17 protein-coding genes are annotated in these 17768 nt (G+C 62.5%); 10 read left to right on the top strand and 7 right to left on the bottom strand.

Going from position 1 to position 17768, the window contains the following annotated elements:
* Positions 1 to 230 precede the first annotated feature (230 nt).
* The 5 genes from purL to AB9N64_RS12245 all read left to right on the top strand — a co-directional run bounded on the left by purL (position 231) and on the right by AB9N64_RS12245 (position 5750).
* On the top strand, positions 231 to 4127 hold the full coding sequence (purL, locus tag AB9N64_RS12265) for a phosphoribosylformylglycinamidine synthase (RefSeq protein WP_371360324.1): 3897 nt from the start codon (positions 231 to 233) through the stop codon (positions 4125 to 4127).
* Positions 4128 to 4131: 4 nt separating this feature from the next.
* Positions 4132 to 4443, top strand: coding sequence for an NIF3 1 (locus AB9N64_RS12260; RefSeq protein WP_014719796.1), 312 nt, complete (start codon positions 4132 to 4134; stop codon positions 4441 to 4443).
* 475 nt (positions 4444 to 4918) lie between these two features.
* Positions 4919 to 5188 carry a DUF6124 family protein gene (locus AB9N64_RS12255; protein WP_014719795.1) on the top strand — a complete coding sequence of 90 codons (270 nt, stop codon included), beginning with the start codon at positions 4919 to 4921 and terminating at the stop codon, positions 5186 to 5188.
* Between the two features lie 86 nt (positions 5189 to 5274).
* Positions 5275 to 5469: a DUF6124 family protein gene (locus AB9N64_RS12250; RefSeq protein WP_371360391.1), complete on the top strand. Its 195-nt coding sequence runs from the start codon at positions 5275 to 5277 to the stop codon at positions 5467 to 5469.
* Positions 5470 to 5555: 86 nt separating this feature from the next.
* Positions 5556 to 5750: a DUF6124 family protein gene (locus tag AB9N64_RS12245; protein WP_235986465.1), complete on the top strand. Its 195-nt coding sequence runs from the start codon at positions 5556 to 5558 to the stop codon at positions 5748 to 5750.
* Between the two features lie 115 nt (positions 5751 to 5865).
* Here the strand turns inward: AB9N64_RS12245 and nagE are convergent, their stop codons facing one another.
* The 7 genes from nagE to AB9N64_RS12210 form a co-directional block, all read right to left on the bottom strand.
* Positions 5866 to 7563, bottom strand: a complete 1698-nt coding sequence (nagE, locus tag AB9N64_RS12240) for an N-acetylglucosamine-specific PTS transporter subunit IIBC (RefSeq protein ID WP_014719794.1) — start codon at positions 7561 to 7563, stop codon at positions 5866 to 5868.
* A gap of 26 nt (positions 7564 to 7589) precedes the next feature.
* Entirely contained in the window at positions 7590 to 10100 is a 2511-nt protein-coding gene (ptsP, locus tag AB9N64_RS12235; protein ID WP_371360390.1) for a phosphoenolpyruvate--protein phosphotransferase, read from the bottom strand.
* Positions 10101 to 10130: 30 nt separating this feature from the next.
* Complete coding sequence (locus AB9N64_RS12230; protein WP_014719792.1) at positions 10131 to 11153, bottom strand: SIS domain-containing protein; 1023 nt, start codon at positions 11151 to 11153, stop codon at positions 10131 to 10133.
* On the bottom strand, positions 11134 to 12240 hold the full coding sequence (nagA, locus tag AB9N64_RS12225) for an N-acetylglucosamine-6-phosphate deacetylase (protein ID WP_014719791.1): 1107 nt from the start codon (positions 12238 to 12240) through the stop codon (positions 11134 to 11136). The genes AB9N64_RS12230 and nagA overlap by 20 nt, the downstream gene beginning before the upstream one ends.
* Before the next feature lie 10 nt (positions 12241 to 12250).
* On the bottom strand, positions 12251 to 13009 hold the full coding sequence (locus AB9N64_RS12220) for a GntR family transcriptional regulator (protein ID WP_003193978.1): 759 nt from the start codon (positions 13007 to 13009) through the stop codon (positions 12251 to 12253).
* 262 nt (positions 13010 to 13271) lie between these two features.
* Positions 13272 to 13775, bottom strand: coding sequence for a murein L,D-transpeptidase family protein (locus AB9N64_RS12215; RefSeq protein ID WP_014719790.1), 504 nt, complete (start codon positions 13773 to 13775; stop codon positions 13272 to 13274).
* 36 nt (positions 13776 to 13811) lie between these two features.
* Positions 13812 to 14360 (bottom strand): NUDIX hydrolase, encoded by a 549-nt coding sequence (locus AB9N64_RS12210; protein ID WP_003193976.1) that lies wholly within the window; start codon positions 14358 to 14360, stop codon positions 13812 to 13814.
* A gap of 147 nt (positions 14361 to 14507) precedes the next feature.
* Here AB9N64_RS12210 and AB9N64_RS12205 point away from each other — a divergent pair, with 147 nt between their 5' ends.
* The 5 genes from AB9N64_RS12205 (at position 14508) to purT (ending at position 17747) form a co-directional block, all read left to right on the top strand.
* The gene (locus tag AB9N64_RS12205) at positions 14508 to 15110 is read left to right on the top strand and encodes a CoA pyrophosphatase (protein WP_017736785.1); all 603 of its coding nucleotides are present in this window, start codon (positions 14508 to 14510) and stop codon (positions 15108 to 15110) included.
* Between the two features lie 35 nt (positions 15111 to 15145).
* Positions 15146 to 15667 (top strand): gamma carbonic anhydrase family protein, encoded by a 522-nt coding sequence (locus tag AB9N64_RS12200; protein WP_014719788.1) that lies wholly within the window; start codon positions 15146 to 15148, stop codon positions 15665 to 15667.
* Positions 15664 to 15879: a DUF1289 domain-containing protein gene (locus tag AB9N64_RS12195; RefSeq protein WP_014719787.1), complete on the top strand. Its 216-nt coding sequence runs from the start codon at positions 15664 to 15666 to the stop codon at positions 15877 to 15879. Before AB9N64_RS12200 ends, AB9N64_RS12195 begins: the two co-directional genes overlap by 4 nt.
* A 148-nt stretch (positions 15880 to 16027) precedes the next feature.
* A complete protein-coding gene (locus AB9N64_RS12190; protein ID WP_014719786.1) occupies positions 16028 to 16495 on the top strand; it encodes a preQ0 transporter in 468 nt (155 codons plus the stop codon).
* Positions 16496 to 16565: 70 nt separating this feature from the next.
* The gene (gene purT, locus AB9N64_RS12185; protein WP_014719785.1) at positions 16566 to 17747 is read left to right on the top strand and encodes a formate-dependent phosphoribosylglycinamide formyltransferase; all 1182 of its coding nucleotides are present in this window, start codon (positions 16566 to 16568) and stop codon (positions 17745 to 17747) included.
* The last annotated feature ends 21 nt before the right edge of the window (positions 17748 to 17768 follow it).

Below are 17768 nucleotides of genomic sequence, written 5' to 3'. Positions count from 1 at the left end.
CTGCTAGCCAGCGTAAAACTGTGCTGCAGCCCGCAGAAACGGGGCTTGGCGAGTGATTGTGACGGTTAAAATAACTGCGCCCAATGCCCTGCATCACGCCGTGATCGCAGGCAAAGCGTGCCAACTGACGTTCGGCGGCGGCCACCGGTAGCGTTTCGGGTGCCGTTGGCGAAGGTTTACGCTAGAATGCACGGCCTCAAAGCACACCCCTTCCCGAGGCTGTCCCGAAGATGTTGATCCTGCGCGGCGCTCCTGCCCTTTCTGCCTTTCGCCACAGCAAACTCCTTGAGCAACTGAGCCAGAAGGTTCCAGCTGTTACAGGCCTGTACGCTGAATTTGCTCACTTCGCCGACGTAACCGGCGTCTTGACCGCCGACGAACAGCAAGTGCTGGCACGCCTTCTGAAGTACGGCCCAAGCGTTCCCGTTCAAGAGCCGACTGGCCGCTTGTTCCTGGTTCTGCCACGGTTCGGCACCATCTCGCCCTGGTCGAGCAAGGCCAGCGACATCGCCCGCAACTGCGGCCTGGACAAAATCCAGCGCCTGGAGCGTGGGATCGCCTTCTACGTCGCCGGGCAGTTCAGCGACGCCGAGGCCGAGCTGATCGCCAGCAGCCTGCATGACCGCATGACCCAGATCATCGTCAGCCAGCTGGAACAGGCTGCCGGCCTGTTCAGCCATGCCGAACCCAAGCCGCTCACCGCGATTGACGTGCTCGGCGGTGGCCGCGCCGCCCTCGAGAAGGCCAACACCGAACTGGGCCTGGCCCTGGCCGAAGACGAGATCGACTATCTGGTCAACGCCTTCACCGGCTTGAAGCGCAACCCCCACGACATCGAACTGATGATGTTCGCCCAGGCCAACTCCGAGCACTGCCGTCACAAGATCTTCAACGCCAGTTGGGACATCGACGGCCAAAGCCAGGAAAAAAGCCTGTTCGGCATGATCAAGAATACCTACGTGATGCACAGCGAAGGCGTTCTGTCGGCTTATAAGGACAACGCCTCGGTCATCGTCGGCTCCGTCGCCGGTCGCTTCTTCCCGGATCCGGAAACCCGCCAGTACGGCGCGGTGCAGGAGCCGGTGCACATCCTGATGAAGGTTGAAACCCACAACCACCCGACCGCGATTGCCCCGTTCCCGGGCGCAGCCACCGGTTCGGGCGGCGAAATCCGTGACGAAGGCGCCACCGGCCGTGGTGCCAAGCCCAAGGCGGGCCTCACCGGTTTCACCGTGTCCAACCTGCAGATCCCGGGCTTTGAACAGCCGTGGGAAGTGCCGTACGGCAAGCCTGAGCGCATCGTCACGGCGCTGGACATCATGATCGAAGGCCCGCTGGGCGGCGCCGCGTTCAACAACGAATTCGGGCGCCCGGCGCTCACCGGTTACTTCCGGACCTTCGAGCAGTCCATCACCACCCCGCGTGGCGATGAAGTGCGCGGCTACCACAAGCCGATCATGTTGGCCGGCGGCATGGGCAACATCCGTGAAGAACACGTCAAGAAAGGCGAGATTCTGGTCGGCTCCAAGCTGATCGTGCTCGGCGGCCCGGCGATGCTGATCGGCCTGGGCGGCGGTGCGGCCTCTTCCATGGCCACCGGCACCAGCTCGGCAGATCTGGACTTTGCTTCCGTACAGCGCGAAAACCCTGAGATGGAACGCCGTTGCCAGGAAGTCATCGACCGTTGCTGGCAGTTGGGTGACAAGAACCCGATCAGCTTCATCCACGACGTCGGCGCTGGCGGTTTGTCCAACGCCTTCCCGGAACTGGTCAACGATGGCGACCGTGGTGGCCGTTTCGAGCTGCGCAACATTCCAAACGACGAGCCGGGCATGGCCCCGCACGAAATCTGGAGTAACGAATCCCAGGAACGCTACGTACTGGCCGTCGGTCCTGAAGACTTCGCACGCTTCCAGGCCATCTGCGAACGCGAGCGTTGCCCGTTTGCCGTGGTCGGCGAAGCCACTGCCGAGCCGCAACTGACCGTCACCGACAGCCACTTCGGCAACAGCCCCGTGGACATGCCGTTGGAAGTGCTGCTGGGCAAGGCCCCGCGCATGCACCGTTCGGCCAACCGTGAAGCTGAACTGGGCGATGATTTCGACCCAAGCACGCTGGACCTGGCCAACAGCATCGAACGCGTGCTGCACCATCCGGCCGTGGCGAGCAAAAGCTTCCTGATCACCATCGGCGACCGCACCATCACCGGCCTGGTTGCCCGTGACCAAATGGTCGGCCCATGGCAGGTGCCGGTGGCCGACGTTGCCGTCACCGCCACCAGCTTCGACGTGTACACCGGTGAAGCCATGGCCATGGGCGAGCGCACGCCGCTGGCCCTGCTGGACGCTCCGGCGTCGGGCCGCATGGCCATTGGTGAAACCCTCACCAACATCGCTGCCTCGCGTATCGGCAAGCTGTCCGACATCAAACTGTCGGCCAACTGGATGTCCGCTGCCGGCCACCCGGGTGAAGATGCGCGCCTGTACGACACGGTTAAAGCCGTCGGCATGGAGCTGTGCCCGGAACTGGGTATCACCATTCCGGTGGGCAAGGACTCCATGTCCATGGCCACCCGTTGGAACGAAGACGGCACCGACAAGAGCGTCACGTCGCCGCTGTCGTTGATCGTTACCGGTTTCGCGCCGGTCACCGACATCCGCCAGACCCTGACCCCGCAACTGCGCATGGACAAGGGCACCACCGACCTGATCCTGATCGACCTGGGCCGTGGCCAGAACCGCATGGGCGCCTCGATCCTGGCGCAAACCCACGGCAAGCTCGGCAAGCAGGCCCCGGACGTCGACGACGCCGAAGACCTCAAGGCCTTCTTCGCCGTGATCCAGGGCCTGAACGCCGACGGCCACCTGTTGGCTTACCACGACCGTTCCGACGGTGGTTTGCTGACCAGCGTTGTCGAAATGGCCTTCGCCGGTCACTGCGGCTTGAACATCGTGCTCGACAGCGTTGCCGAGGATGCTGCCGAAATCAACGGCATCCTGTTCAACGAAGAGTTGGGTGCGGTGATCCAGGTGCGCCAGGACGCTACCCCAGACGTGCTCGCGCAGTTCAGCGCCGCTGGCCTGGCCGAGTGCGTGGCGGTGATTGGCCAGCCGATCAACAACGGCGAAGTCAATATCTCCTTCAACGGCGACACGGTCTTTACCGGTCAGCGTCGTTTGCTGCAACGCCAGTGGGCCGAGACCAGCTACCAGATCCAGCGTCTGCGCGACAACGCCGACTGCGCCGAGCAGGAATTCGACGTGATCCTGGAAGAAGACAACCCGGGCCTGAGCACCATGCTCAGCTTCGACGTCAACCAGGACATCGCAGCGCCTTACATCAAGAAGGGCATTCGCCCACAGGTTGCCGTACTGCGTGAGCAAGGCGTCAACGGTCAGGTGGAAATGGCGGCGGCGTTCGACCGCGCCGGCTTCAATGCGATCGACGTGCACATGAGCGATATCCTCGCTGGTCGCGTTGACCTCAATAAGTTCAAAGGCCTGGTGGCCTGCGGTGGTTTCTCCTACGGCGACGTGCTGGGTGCCGGTGAAGGCTGGGCCAAGTCGGCCCTGTTCAACAGCCGTGCCCGCGATGCGTTCCAGGGCTTCTTCGAACGCAACGACAGCTTCACCCTGGGTGTGTGCAACGGTTGCCAGATGATGTCCAACCTCAGCGAACTGATCCCGGGCAGCGAGTTCTGGCCGCACTTTGTGCGTAACCGTTCCGAGCAGTTCGAAGCCCGTGTCGCCATGGTGCAGGTGCAGGAGTCCAACTCGATCTTCCTGCAGGGCATGGCCGGTTCGCGTATGCCAATCGCCATCGCCCACGGTGAAGGCCACGCCGAATTCAGCAGCGAAGAAGCGCTGCTTGAAGCCGACCTGTCCGGCACCGTGGCCCTGCGTTTCGTCGACAACCACGGCAAGGTCACCGAGAGCTACCCGGCCAACCCGAACGGCTCGCCGCGCGGGATCACCGGCCTTACCAGCCGCGACGGCCGCGTGACCATCATGATGCCGCACCCGGAGCGCGTGTTCCGCGCCGTGCAAAACTCGTGGCGCCCGGAAGAGTGGAACGAAGACGGCGCCTGGATGCGCATGTTCCGCAACGCTCGCGTGTGGGTGAACTAAGGCCGTGTACAAGCTCGCCTTCTTCGTACCCGACAGCCATGTGGAGACGGTAAAAACCGCCGTCTTCGCAGCCGGCGGCGGGCGCATCGGCGACTACGACAGCTGCGCCTGGCAAGTGCTGGGCCAGGGCCAATTCCGCGCGTTGGACGGCAGCCAGCCGTTTATCGGGCAGGTCGGCCAGGTTGAAGTGGTTGAAGAGTGGAAGGTTGAGCTGGTGGTGGCGGATGAGTTGATTGCGGCTGTCGTGGCTGCTTTGAAACTCAGTCACCCGTATGAGACACCGGCGTATGAGGTGTGGCAGTTGGCGGATTTTTGATCGGCTGGCTGCATAAACAAGAAACCCGCTGGGCCAGTTTGGTCAGCGGGTTTTTTGTTGGCTGTGAAGGCCTCATCGCGGGCAAGCCCGGCTCCCACAGTTTGATCGTGTTGTCCTGTCATGCATCAACCCACTGTGGGAGCTGGCTTGCCTGCGATGGCGCCGGTGCAGGCGCCTCAGAACTTTCCGACAAGCCTTTCAGGTTGTCCCTCGGAACGGGTACCACTAACCTTCGTCAGTCGCTGCCAATTCAGCGACCGGGACTGCAAGCCCGCCGAAACCTCACCAGTTAGTCACAAGCGCCTTTATAATTGCGGCGCTTTTTCATGGTCGCCATTTATGGCGGCTGTGTGCGGGAGACCTTCGGGTCTACCGAGACTTGCTGGTGATTCTCGGTCTTGCAGGCCCGCACACAGCTGCCACCCATCATCTGCAAGTGATGCTGGTAGTTCTTACTTCACACCAGAGGTTTACCATGATCAAAGACAGCCCAAATCCCCCATCTGATTCCCAGCCCACCGACCAAATCTTCACCATCCTAACCAACCTGAACAGCGAAACCCTGCTCGCCAACGCCTCCCAAGACCTGGCATCCGTGCAGTCACTGGCGGGTCAACTGGCTTTTGATGTCGACGGCCCCCTGCGTGATGCAGTGCTGGGGATTCATCGGATGGTGGAAGGGATCCAGTTGATGGTGGATCGGGTGCTGGATCTTCACGAAGTGTCAGCAGCCACGGCTAACTGATCGTTCCCACGCTCCGCGTGGGAATGCATCCTGTGACGCTCAGCGTCACCCTTGCGCAGGGCGGGACGCAGAGCGTCCGAGGCGGCATTCCCACGCAGAGCGTGGGAACGATCGGTCAAGACCTGGCATCCGTGCAGGCACTGGCGGGTCAACTGGCTTTTGATGTCGACGGCCCCTTGCGTGATGCAGTGCTGGGGATTCATCGGATGAAGGAAGGGATCCAGTTGATGGTGGATCGGGTGCTGGATCTTCACGAAGTGTCAGCAGCCACGGCTAACTGATCGTTCCCACGCTCCGCGTGGGAATGCATCCTGTGACGCTCAGCGTCACCCTTGCGCAGGGCGGGACGCAGAGCGTCCGGGGCGGCATTCCCACGCAGAGCGTGGGAACGATCGGTCAAGACTTGGCATCCGTGCAGGCACTGGCGGGTCAACTGGCTTTTGATGTCGACGGCTCCCTGCGTGATGCAGTGCTGGGGATTCATCGGATGGTGGAAGGGATCCAGTTGATGGTGGATCGGGTGCTGGATCTTCACGAAGTGTCAGCAGCCACGGCTAACTGATCGTTCCCACGCTCCGCGTGGGAATGCATCCTGTGACGCTCAGCGTCACCCTTGCGCAGGGCGGGACGCAGAGCGTCCGAGGCGGCATTCCCACGCAGAGCGTGGGAACGATCGGTCAGGCGTTGATAGGGCGGGTAACCAACCGCTCCAAAGCCTCACCCAAACCTAAAGCCTTGTCACCAATCAACAAGTGCCAAACCCCGCTATCCAGCTGGCTCACACCCTTGCAACCCAGCGCAGTGAGGTCCGCTTCAGACAGCACCGAATCATCCCCCAACTCCACCCGCAACCGGGTCATCGCTACCGCTTCCAGTTGGCGCACATTCTCTCGGCCGCCCAGGGCATTCAGCCACTTTTCGGCCTCGTGTACATTCACCGCCACCGGCTTATCCACAGGCGCAACCGCTACAGGCGTTGCGGCAACAAACCCCGGCATCGCCAAGCGAATCTCATCAGCAATGCTATCGGCCATCGGCCCAACCACCACCTGCAAACTGCCGCCGTTACCCGGGCGCACTACAGCCATGGCACCCAGCGCTTTCAGTTCAGCATCCACCGCCTTGTTGCGATCCACCATGTCCAAGCGCAGGCGCGTAGTGCAAGCGCCGACACTGAGCAGGTTCTGCGCACCACCCAACGCCTGGATATAAGCCGTCGCACGCTGGTTGTCACTCATCGCTTCGGCCTGCACCACCTGGATATCTTCACGCCCCGGTGTCTTCAGGTTGAAGCGGCGGATGCAGTAGCTGAACACCGTGTAGTAGATCACCGAGTAGGCCAGGCCCACCGGTACCACCAGCCAGCCATTGGTGGACTTGCCCCAGCCCAGCACCATGTCGATAAAACCACCGGAGAAGGTAAAGCCGAGGTGGATATTCAGCATATTGGTCACGGCCATCGACAGGCCGGTCAGCAGCGCATGCAGCAAGTAGAGGAACGGTGCGAGGAACATGAAGGCGAATTCAATCGGCTCGGTCACCCCGGTCAGGAACGAGGTCAGCGCCATCGAGAGGAAGATCCCGCCCATGACCTTGCGCCGCTCCGGCAACGCGTTGCGGTACATCGCCAGGCACGCCGCCGGCAGGCCGAACAGCATCACCGGGAACATACCGGTCATGAACTGGCCGCCTTTCGGGTCGCCGGCGAAGTAGCGGGTCAGGTCGCCGGTCACCACCGCGCCGGTTGTCGGGTCGGTAAACGTGCCGAACACGAACCACGCCATATTGTTGAGGATGTGGTGCAAGCCAGTGACGATCAGCAGGCGGTTGAATACGCCGAATACGAACGCACCCAGACTGCCGCTTTCCATCAGCAATACGCCGAAGCTGTTGATGCCGTGCTGGATCGGCGGCCAGATCAGGCCAAAGATTACGCCCAGGCCCACCGCCGAAAAGCCGGTGACAATCGGTACAAAGCGTCGTCCGCCAAAGAACGCCAGGTACTCCGGCAGCTTGATGTCTTTGAAGCGGTTATACAGCGCGCCCGCCATCAGGCCGCTGGCGATACCGGCGAGCATGCCCATGTTGATGGACGTGTCCATCACCTTGAGTGTGGAGATCATCACCAGGTAGCCAATCGCCCCGGCCAGGCCGGCGGTGCCGTTGTTGTCGCGAGCAAAACCCACGGCAATGCCGATGGCGAAGATCAGCGCCAGGTTGGCGAAGATCGCCTGCCCGGCATCGTGCATCACCGCGATGTTGAGCAAGTCGGTGTCGCCCAGGCGCAGCAGCAAGCCGGCGATTGGCAGGATCGCAATCGGCAGCATCAGTGCGCGGCCCAGGCGTTGCAGGCCTTCGATAAAGTGTTGGTACATGGCGTGTCTCCCTATTCTTGTTGTTTTCAGCTCAGCGGCCAGTGGTGTTGACAGGCTTGGCGAACGGCCTTGGCGCTGCTCAGGTCGAGCAGCTCAAGGCTCCGTTGCCGACATTGCGCCGCGTCCAGGTGGCGGACGCGGTCCTTGATTTCGCCGATCTGCGGCGGGCTTACCGACAGCTCGGTGACTCCCAGGCCAACCAGTACTGGCGTGGCCAGCGGGTCCGACGCCAGGGCACCGCACACGCCGACCCAACGGCCGTGTTTCGCCGCACCGGCGCAGGTCTGGGCGATCAGCCGCAGCAGCGCCGGGTGCAGCGCGTCAACACGGGCGGCCAAGCCTGCGTGGTCGCGGTCCATGGCCAGGGTGTACTGGGACAGGTCATTGGTGCCGATGGACAAAAAGTCCGCGTGTTCAGCCAACTGTTCAGCCATCAGCGCGGCGGCGGGCACTTCAATCATCACGCCCAGTTCGGGGCGTTGCGTCAGCTCCAACTCCGCGCACAGTTCATCCAGGCGCTGGCGGATCTGCAGCAGTTCATCCACCTCGCTGACCATCGGCAGCAGGATGCGGCAACGCGCCAGCGGGGTAACTTGCAGCAGGGCGCGCAGTTGCTGGTCGAGCAGTTCCGGGCGTACCTGAGCCATGCGAATACCGCGCAGGCCCAGTACCGGGTTGGCCTCGACGGGCAGCGGCAGGTAGTCGAGCTGCTTGTCGCCGCCCACATCGATGGTGCGGATGATCACCGACTTGTCGCCCATGGCATCCAGCACGGCCTGATAAGCCTGGCGCTGTTCTTGCTCATCCGGCGCGGTGCGACGGTCGACGAAGAGGAATTCGGTGCGCAGCAGGCCGACGCCGTCGGCGCCGTTGTTAAACGCCACTTGGGCTTCGGCGCTGGAGGCGACATTCGCCGCGACTTCAACCGTCACGCCGTCAGTGGTGTTCGCCGATTGCCGGGCTTGGACCTGTTGCTGCTGGCGTCGCAACTTCTGTGTTTCGCGAATCTGGTGAACTTCGGCGTGGCGCGCTTCGCTGGGGGCCAGTTCCAGGCGGCCGTTGGCGGCATCGAGCACCACCCGTTGGCCTTGGGGTACGTCGAGCACTTCATTGCCCAGGGCGACGAGACATGGCAGGCCTTTGCCCCGGGCCAGAATCGCCACATGGGAGGTCGCACCGCCTTCGGCCATGCAGATGCCCGCAGCCTGTTGCGCGCTCAATTGCAGGAGGTCCGAAGGTGTCAGCTCATGGGCACTGACAATCGCCCCCGCCGGCAATTCGAAATGCCAGGCTTCACCCAGCAACGCCCTTAGCACCCGTTGTTGCAGGTCGCGCAGGTCGTTGGCGCGCTCGGCAAACAGTGGCTTGCCCAATGCCAGCAGCACGGCGCACTGGGCCTGGATCGCATCCCGCCAGGCGTGGGTGGCGGCGCTGCCCTGTTCGATGGTTGCGCTGGCGGCGTCGAGTAACGTCGGGTCTTCCAGCAGAGCGAGGTGCGCGGCGAAGATCTCCTCTTCTTCGACGTTCTTGCGTTGGCGGGCCAGTTCCAGAGTGTTGCGGATTTCGCCACGCACTTGCTCAAGAGCCACATCCAGTCGTTGCAGTTGTTCGTCGAAGTTATGGGTGTCGGTGTCTTCCGGCAACTCGATGCCCGCCAGGCGGAACAGCGGCCCACATACCAAGCCCGGAGCGGCGCAGACGCCTTGCAGCACATTGGCTTCGGTATTCGCCCGGCGTGGTGTGGCGGCGACCGGCGTGTGGTGTTCCTCGTGGATCGCCACGGACAGCGCGGCGACCAATGCCTGTAACGCCGCCTCGCCATCCTTGCCGCGACAGCTCACCCGTACCTCGTCACCTTCACCAATGCCCAGCCCCATCAGGCCGATCAAGCTGTCGCAAGCCGCCGTCTTATCACCGAAGTGCAGCTGTGACTGGCTGCTGAAACCCTGAGCAGTCTTGCGGATCAGTGCAGCAGGGCGTGCATGCAATCCGCCACGGTGTGTGATGCGCACTGTAGCGCTCACTTGCGCGTCCGAGTTATCCACAGCGGTGTTAACCGGTGCGGATGTGCGCACGGCAATCCGCATCAGCGCGTCACCGACCTTCACCGTCTTGCCTGCAATCGGTTGCAGCTCAAAGCGCTCACTGTTGGTCAGGATGATCAAGCTCACCAGGCTCTTGCACTGGCGCGCAATGCGGTCCAGATCAAACTGCACCAACGGCTGACCCTCGCTCACCCGTGCGCCTTCCTTCACCAGCAAGGCAAAGCCTTCGCCATTGAGTTCCACGGTGTCGATGCCCACATGCATCAGTACTTCGGCACCGTTATCAGCGCGGATGGTCAGGGCGTGCCCGGTGCGGGCGACGTGGATGATCACGCCGTCACAGGGCGCCTGCAGGCAGTCGTTCAGCGGGTCGATAGCGATACCGTCGCCCATGGCGCCGCTGGCGAACACTTCGTCGGGGACGCGGTTCAGGGCCAGCACCGGCCCACTCAAGGGGGCGCTAAGGGTCAATGGATTATTGTTGTTGGGCATGGGCACGGTACTCATCAGGAAAACGCCGCTTTAGTGCGTGCGGGTGACTTTGCTCAGGTGGCGCGGTTGGTCCGGGTCCATGCCCCGTGCCTGCGCCAGGCCGGCGGCCATCACGTAGAAGCTCTGGATCGCCAGGATCGGGTCCAGGCTCGGGTGTTCGGCGCGGCTCAGCGTCAGGTCGCGTTCGGCGATATCGTCCGGCGCGGCCAGCAACACGCGGGCGCCGCGTTGGCGCATGTCGGCGGCCAGGCTCAGCAGGCCGGCCTGCTCGGCGCCGCGTGGGGCGAACACCAGCAGAGGGTAGTTCTCGTCGATCAAGGCCATCGGCCCGTGGCGCACTTCGGCGCTGCTGAACGCTTCGGCCTGGATCGCCGAGGTTTCCTTGAGCTTGAGCGCGGCTTCCTGGGCGATGGCAAACCCGGCGCCACGGCCGATCACCATCAAGCGCTGGCTGCCTTTGAGGGCGTCGACGGCCAGGCGCCAATCCTGTCTGGCGGCGTCACGCAGGCCCTCGGGCAAGGCCTGACAGGCTTGCAGCAAGTCGGCTTCTTGATTCCAGTGGCCGACCAACTGTGCACTGGCGCTCAGGGTGGCGATGAAGCTCTTGGTGGCGGCCACGCTGAGTTCCGGCCCGGCGCACAGCGGCACATGAAATTCACACGCGGCTTCCAGCGGTGAGTCTTCGGCGTTGACCATCGAGATGCTCAAGGCACCCCGCTTGCGTAGCAGGCGCAGGCTGTTGACCAGGTCCGGGCTCTGCCCAGATTGGGAGAAACCAAACGCCACTTGGCCGCTGACTTTCATCGGCGCCTGCAACAGGGTCACCACCGACATTGGCAGCGACGCCACCGGAATGCCCACGTGTTGCATGGCCAGGTAGGCGAAGTAGCTGGCGGCATGGTCGGAGCTGCCGCGGGCGATGGTCATCGCCACCTGTGGTGGCTGGCGGCGCAGGCGGCCGGCGATTTCTTCCAGCATCGGGTCCAGGCGTTGCAGTTGGGCCGCGACGGCGTCGCAGGAGGCCAGGGCCTCTTCAAGCATTTTTGAAGTCAATGGTGTCTCCTTCGACCATTACGTCGGTGAGTGTCAGGGAGCGGTCCAGGCGCACGCAGTCGGCAAAGCTGCCCGGTTGCAGGCGGCCGCGTTCTTGCAAGCCCAGGTAGTCCGCAGGAAATTGCGACAGGCGTTGTGAGGCTTCACTGATGGGCAGGCCGATTTTCACCAGGTTGCGCAGCGCCTGGTCCATGGTCAGGGTGCTGCCGGCCAGGGTGCCATCGGCCAGGCGCACGCCGCCCAGGCATTTGGTCACGGTGTGGCTGCCCAGCTTGTACTCGCCGTCGGGCATGCCGGCGGCGGCGGTGGAGTCGGTGACGCAATACAGGCAGGGAATCGAGCGCAACGCCACGCGCATGGCGCCAGGGTGCACATGCAGCAAGTCCGGGATCAGCTCGGCGTACTGGGCGTGGGCCAGCGCGGCGCCGACGATGCCGGGTTCGCGGTGATGCAGCGGGCTCATGGCGTTGTACAAGTGGGTGAAACTGGTGGCGCCAGCGGCCAGGGCGGCAACGCCTTCTTCATAGCTGCCCAGGGTATGGCCGATCTGCATGCGCACGCCGCGTTCGCTGAGGGCGCGGATCAGGCCGTCGTGGCCGGCGATTTCCGGGGCGATGGTGATCACCCGGATCGGCGCCAGGCGCAGGTAGGCTTCCACTTCCTGCATCAACGCGGTGTGGGCGAAGTTGGGTTGGGCGCCGAGTTTGCCCGGATTGATGTAGGGGCCTTCCAGGTGCACGCCGAGTACGCGAGCGCTGCCGGCTGGGCGCTGTTCGCAGAACGTGCCGAGCTCACCAAGCACGCGGGAGATTTCTTCCACCGGCGCCGTCATGGTGGTGGCCAGCAGCGAGGTGGTGCCAAAACGCACGTGGGTACGGGTAATGGTCTCGAAGGCGCCCGCACCTTCCATGATGTCCGCGCCGCCACCGCCATGCACATGCAGGTCGATAAAGCCCGGCAGCAGGTAGGGCAGGTCGTTGTCGGCCGGGTCGCACGGCGTGCCGTCAATGGCGACAACCTTGCCGTGCTCGTGCACCAGGCGACCACGCATCCAGCCGCTGGGCGTGAGGATATTGTCTTCAGTCATGGGCAGTTCTCTAAGTTCGCAATTCGGCGGAATAATCATGGCGGCGCAGTTCTGCGACAAAGTCGTAGTAATCGTTGCGGCAGTAGGTGTCGGTGATTTCAATCGGCGTGTTATCGGCGGTGTAGCCCACGCGGGTCATCAGCAGCATGGCGGTGCCGGGGGCGATGCCGACCAGCGCGGCGAACTCATCCGAGGCATTGATCGCCTGGATATGCTGCAAGGCGCGCACGATGGGCTTGCCGATGCTTTCCAGGTATTCGTACAACGAATTGCCGATGGCCTGGGGATGGGGCAACACCGAGGCCGGCATGGCGGTCATTTCAATCGCCATCACCGTGTCATCGGCTTTGCGCAGTCGCTTGAGGCGCGCCACTTTGTCGGTGGGCGACAGGCCCAGGCGGATCAGTTCTTCATGGGTCGGCGGGGTGATGTCGCGCTCCAACCACTGAGACGTGGGCACAAACCCCTTGAGCCGCAGCATTTCGCTGAACCCCGACAGGCGTGACAAGGGTTGTTCCAGGCGCGGCGTGATGAAGGTGCCGGAGCCTTGGCTGCGACGGATCAGGCCTTGAGCCAACAACACTTCCAGCGCTTTACGGGCGGTGACCCGCGAGATGCTCAGTTGCTCGCTGAGGGCGCGTTCCGAAGGCAGGGCCTGTTCGGATTTCCACTGGCCGGCATGGATCGCTGCTTCAAGGCTGCGGGCCAGTTGCAGGTACAGCGGCGTGGATTGCTTATCGTCGGGGCGCAGGGCCAGGATGGGGTTCATCTGTCAGGTTTCCGATGCGTTATTGGAGTGTTGTCGCCCGGTAATGGCCGAAAACTAATACCACTTAAATACCATGTCAATGCTACCAAAACGGTGCGAATCCCGGTTTCAGGGCGCTTTAATGGGGCTTGGGGTCAAGTGGTATTAGAGAGGTCTTTGTGGCGCGCACAAGTGCAGGGTCCCGCGCGGTGAACTGGTATTCACCGGCAGGCGCTGCCTGGGGCAGGAATTATTTTCGAATTATTTTACGAACGGCACGCGATTACGGCCGAATCTCGATGAGGGTGCCGTCTTTGACCAGATTCCACACTTCGCGCATATCCACATTGCGCATGCCGATGCAGCCGTCGGTCCAGTCCAGGGTGTGGAACCACTGTTCCGGGTAGTCTTCGGTGTCGGGGGTGCCGTGGATCATGATCATGCTGCCCGGCTTCACGCCTTCGCGGCGGGCGCGGGCGGCGTCGCTGATGTTCGGGTAGGAAATGTGCATGGCCAGGTTGAAGCGGTCGCTGGTCTTGCGCCAGTCGATCCAGTAGAGGCCTTCGGGTGTGCGGCGGTCGCCTTCGATCAGCTTGTGGCCCTTGGGGTTCTTGCCCAGGGAAATGCGATAGGTCTTGAACGGCTTGCCGTCGTTGATCAGCTGCAGCTGGTGGGCGGACTTGAGTACCAGGACTTTCTCGACCGTTTTACCGCCAAGGGTTTGCACCGTGGAGGCCGGGGACAGCGTGGCGAACGACAGGCAGATCAGAGCAAGCAACCAACGCATTGAAACGGTATCCCTTTGGCGACATTGGCCGGCTTGTTATTGGGCGGGCTTGGACAGCGGTGGCACAGATTCGCTACGTACCGGGTACGCCTGTTGGCGACGGTCAGCGAAGAAGCATTCTAAGGTACGCCCGACCGTGCGGAAAGCCAGCTCGGACCAAGGGATGTCGGCTTCGTCGAACAGCCTCACTTCCAGGCTCTCCTGGCCAGCGGCGAAGTCCAGGTCGATCAGTTCGGCGCGGTAGAAGATATGCACCTGGCTGATGTGCGGCACGTTGATCAGGGTATAGATGCTCAGGTTGCGCACCCGGGCGCAGGCTTCTTCCAGGGTTTCACGCATGGCGGCCTGTTCGACGGTCTCGCCATTTTCCATAAAGCCTGCGGGCAGGGTCCAGTAACCCAGGCGTGGCTCAATGGCGCGGCGGCACAGCAGCACTTGGTCGCCCCATACCGGCACGGTACCGGCGACGATATTGGGGTTCTGGTAATGAATGGTCGAGCAGTGGTCGCATACATAGCGCAGGCGTGCGTCGCCTTCGGGAATGCGTTGGGTTACCGGTTTGCCGCACTGGCTGCAGAAATTCATGCTGGGGTTCCTGGACAATGGGCACATCTTGGCTCGGTGCCGGGCGTTCCTGCAAGTTGTCGTTTCGCGACAGCGCTGCGGTTTTGGGGTTGGGCGCTCGCACGCTTTGGTGCATGATGCAAAGTAGCCAACAGACCGAGATGACTCATGCTGGACGAGCTACTTCGCCGGGTAAGCAACCACACCCCCCACACTCTGGAAACCGACGGGCGTTTCCCCGAGGCTGCGGTGCTGGTGCCGATTACCCGCAGTGACGAACCCGAGCTGATCCTGACCCTGCGCGCCAGCGGCCTGTCGACCCACGGTGGCGAAGTGGCCTTTCCCGGCGGGCGCCGCGACCCCGAAGACCCGGACCTGATCTTTACCGCCTTGCGCGAAGCCGAAGAAGAAATCGGCCTGCCGCCGGGGCTGGTTGAAGTCATCGGCCCGTTGAGCCCGCTGATTTCCCTGCACGGCATCCGCGTAACGCCGTATGTGGGCGTGATCCCCGATTACGTTGAATACCTGGCCAACGACGCTGAAATTGCCGCTGTTTTCAGCGTGCCGCTGGAGTTCTTTCGCCAGGACCCGCGCGAACATACCCACCGCATCGATTACCAGGGCCGCAGTTGGTATGTGCCAAGTTACAGGTTCGGCGAATACAAGATCTGGGGGCTGACGGCGATCATGATCGTCGAGCTGATCAACCTGCTCTATGACGATGCCAAGATCAGCCTGCACCAGCCGCCCAAAAGTTTTATCAATATCTAAGCCATCGCATGAATGGCAAGCCGTGAGGGAAAACCATGAAATACCGCCTGGGCGACGCCCGCGTCGAGACGCATCCCAACAGTTGGGTCGCACCCAATGCCACGCTGGTAGGCAAGGTCAAGCTGGAGGAGGGCGCCAACGTCTGGTTCAACGCGGTGTTGCGTGGCGATAACGAGCTGATCCTGATCGGCAAGAACAGCAACGTGCAGGACGGCAGCGTGATGCACACCGACATGGGTTACCCGCTGACCCTCGGCACCGGCGTGACCATCGGCCATAACGCCATGCTGCACGGCTGTACCGTTGACGACTACAGCTTGATCGGTATCAACGCAGTGATCCTCAATGGCGCCAAGATCGGCAAGCACTGCATCATCGGCGCCAACTCGCTGATCGGTGAAGGCAAGGAAATCCCCGATGGCTCGCTGGTCATGGGGTCACCGGGAAAAGTGGTGCGTGAACTGACCGAGGCGCAGAAGCGGATGCTCGAAGCCAGCGCTGCGCACTATGTGCATAACTCGCAGCGTTATGCCCGTGACCTGGTCGAGCAGGAATGAGCACGATTGAGCGACCGGTCGCCTCGCCCTGCGTCAGCATTTGCGCACTGAATGATGACGATATCTGCACCGGCTGCCAGCGCAATGTGGATGAAATCACGCGTTGGAGCCGCATGGACAACGCCGAGCGCCGGGTGGTGCTGGGGTTGTGCCATGAGCGGGCGGTGGCGAGTGGGATGGTGTGGATGACCCCTGGAAAATCTGGCGCCTGACAGGCCGCCATCGCAGGCAAGCCAGCTCCCACCCTTGATGTGTGAATACCCTCACATGTGGGAGCTGGCTTGCCTGCGATGAGGCCCTGCCAGACGACATCCTTGTAATTGTGTACCCTGTGCGGCATTGCCCACAGGTCCATCCTCCATGTTTTTCCTGATCGCCTACATCAGCAGCGTCGTGCTGATCAACTTCGCCTTCTCCACCGCCCCACACCTGGACATCATCTGGTCCGCCTGGGGCGGCCTGGTATTTATCCTGCGCGACATGGTGCAAACCCGCTTCGGCCATGGCGCAATCATCGCCATGCTGGCGGCACTGGTGCTGTCCTATATCACCTCCGACCCGTCCATCGCCCTGGCCAGTGCCACGGCGTTTGCGGTGTCCGAATGCATCGACTGGCTGGTGTTCAGCATCACCAAGCGCCCGCTGCATGACCGCCTGTGGATAAGTTCGGCGCTGAGCATTCCCCTCGATACCTTTATCTTTTTCGGCCTGATCGGCGCACTGACGCCGGCGGTGGCGGGCACGGCGTTGGTGTCCAAGTTCGCCGGTGTCACCGTGGTCTGGCTGATCATGGCCTGGCGCATCCGCCGGCGGGCTGTCGCCAACTGAGGCCAATTTTTACAGTTCATGTAAAATGCCGGCCTTTCTCCCCCATGATCCGCTCCCCTGAGGACCTGAGATGACCCGAATCGGAACTCCATTGTCGCCAACCGCGACCCGCGTTTTGCTGTGTGGCTGCGGTGAGCTGGGCAAGGAAGTGGTAATCGAACTGCAACGCCTGGGCGTTGAAGTGATTGCCGTGGATCGCTACGCCAACGCGCCGGCCATGCAGGTGGCGCACCGTAGCCATGTGATCAACATGCTTGACGGGGCCGCATTGCGTGCGGTGATCGAGGCGGAGAAACCGCACTTTATCGTGCCGGAAATCGAAGCCATCGCCACCGCGACCCTGGTGGAACTGGAGGCCGAAGGCTTTACCGTCATTCCGACCGCCCGCGCCACGTCGTTGACCATGAACCGTGAAGGCATCCGTCGCCTGGCCGCCGAAGAACTGGACCTGCCGACCTCGCCGTACCACTTCGCCGACACCTTCGAAGACTACAGCAAGGCCGTCCAGGACCTGGGTTTTCCGTGCGTGGTCAAGCCGGTGATGAGTTCGTCGGGCAAGGGCCAGAGCCTGTTGCGCAGCACTGATGACGTGCAGAAAGCCTGGGACTACGCCCAAGAGGGCGGGCGTGCCGGCAAGGGCCGGGTGATCATCGAAGGTTTTATCGACTTCGACTACGAAATCACCCTGCTGACCGTGCGCCACATCGGCGGTACCACCTTCTGCGCGCCGGTAGGGCATCGCCAGGAGAAGGGCGACTATCAGGAGTCCTGGCAGCCGCAGGCCATGAGCCCCATTGCCCTGGCAGAGTCAGAGCGCGTAGCCAAAGCCGTGACCGAAGCCTTGGGCGGTCGTGGTCTGTTTGGTGTGGAGTTGTTCATCAAAGGCGATCAGGTGTGGTTCAGCGAAGTGTCGCCGCGCCCCCATGACACTGGCCTGGTGACCCTGATTTCTCAGGACCTGTCGCAGTTTGCCTTGCACGCGCGCGCCATCCTCGGCCTGCCGATCCCGTTGATCCGTCAGTTCGGGCCTTCGGCGTCTGCGGTGATCCTGGTGGAAGGGCAGTCCACCCAGACCGCATTCGCCAACCTCGGCGCCGCGCTGAGCGAGCCGGATACAGCGTTGCGTCTGTTTGGCAAACCTGAAGTGAATGGTCAGCGCCGTATGGGCGTGGCACTGGCGCGGGACGAGTCGATTGAAGCGGCTCGTGCCAAGGCGACCCGTGCTTCCAAGGCTGTTGTTGTAGAGCTCTAAGCCTCCACGCTCGTTCCCACG

Source organism: Pseudomonas sp. KT_2_4 (genome assembly GCF_041410225.1).
Classification (GTDB): domain Bacteria; phylum Pseudomonadota; class Gammaproteobacteria; order Pseudomonadales; family Pseudomonadaceae; genus Aquipseudomonas; species Aquipseudomonas paracarnis.
Note: the sequence above shows the minus strand (reverse complement) of the source record. Positions and strands in the feature narration are given on the sequence as shown.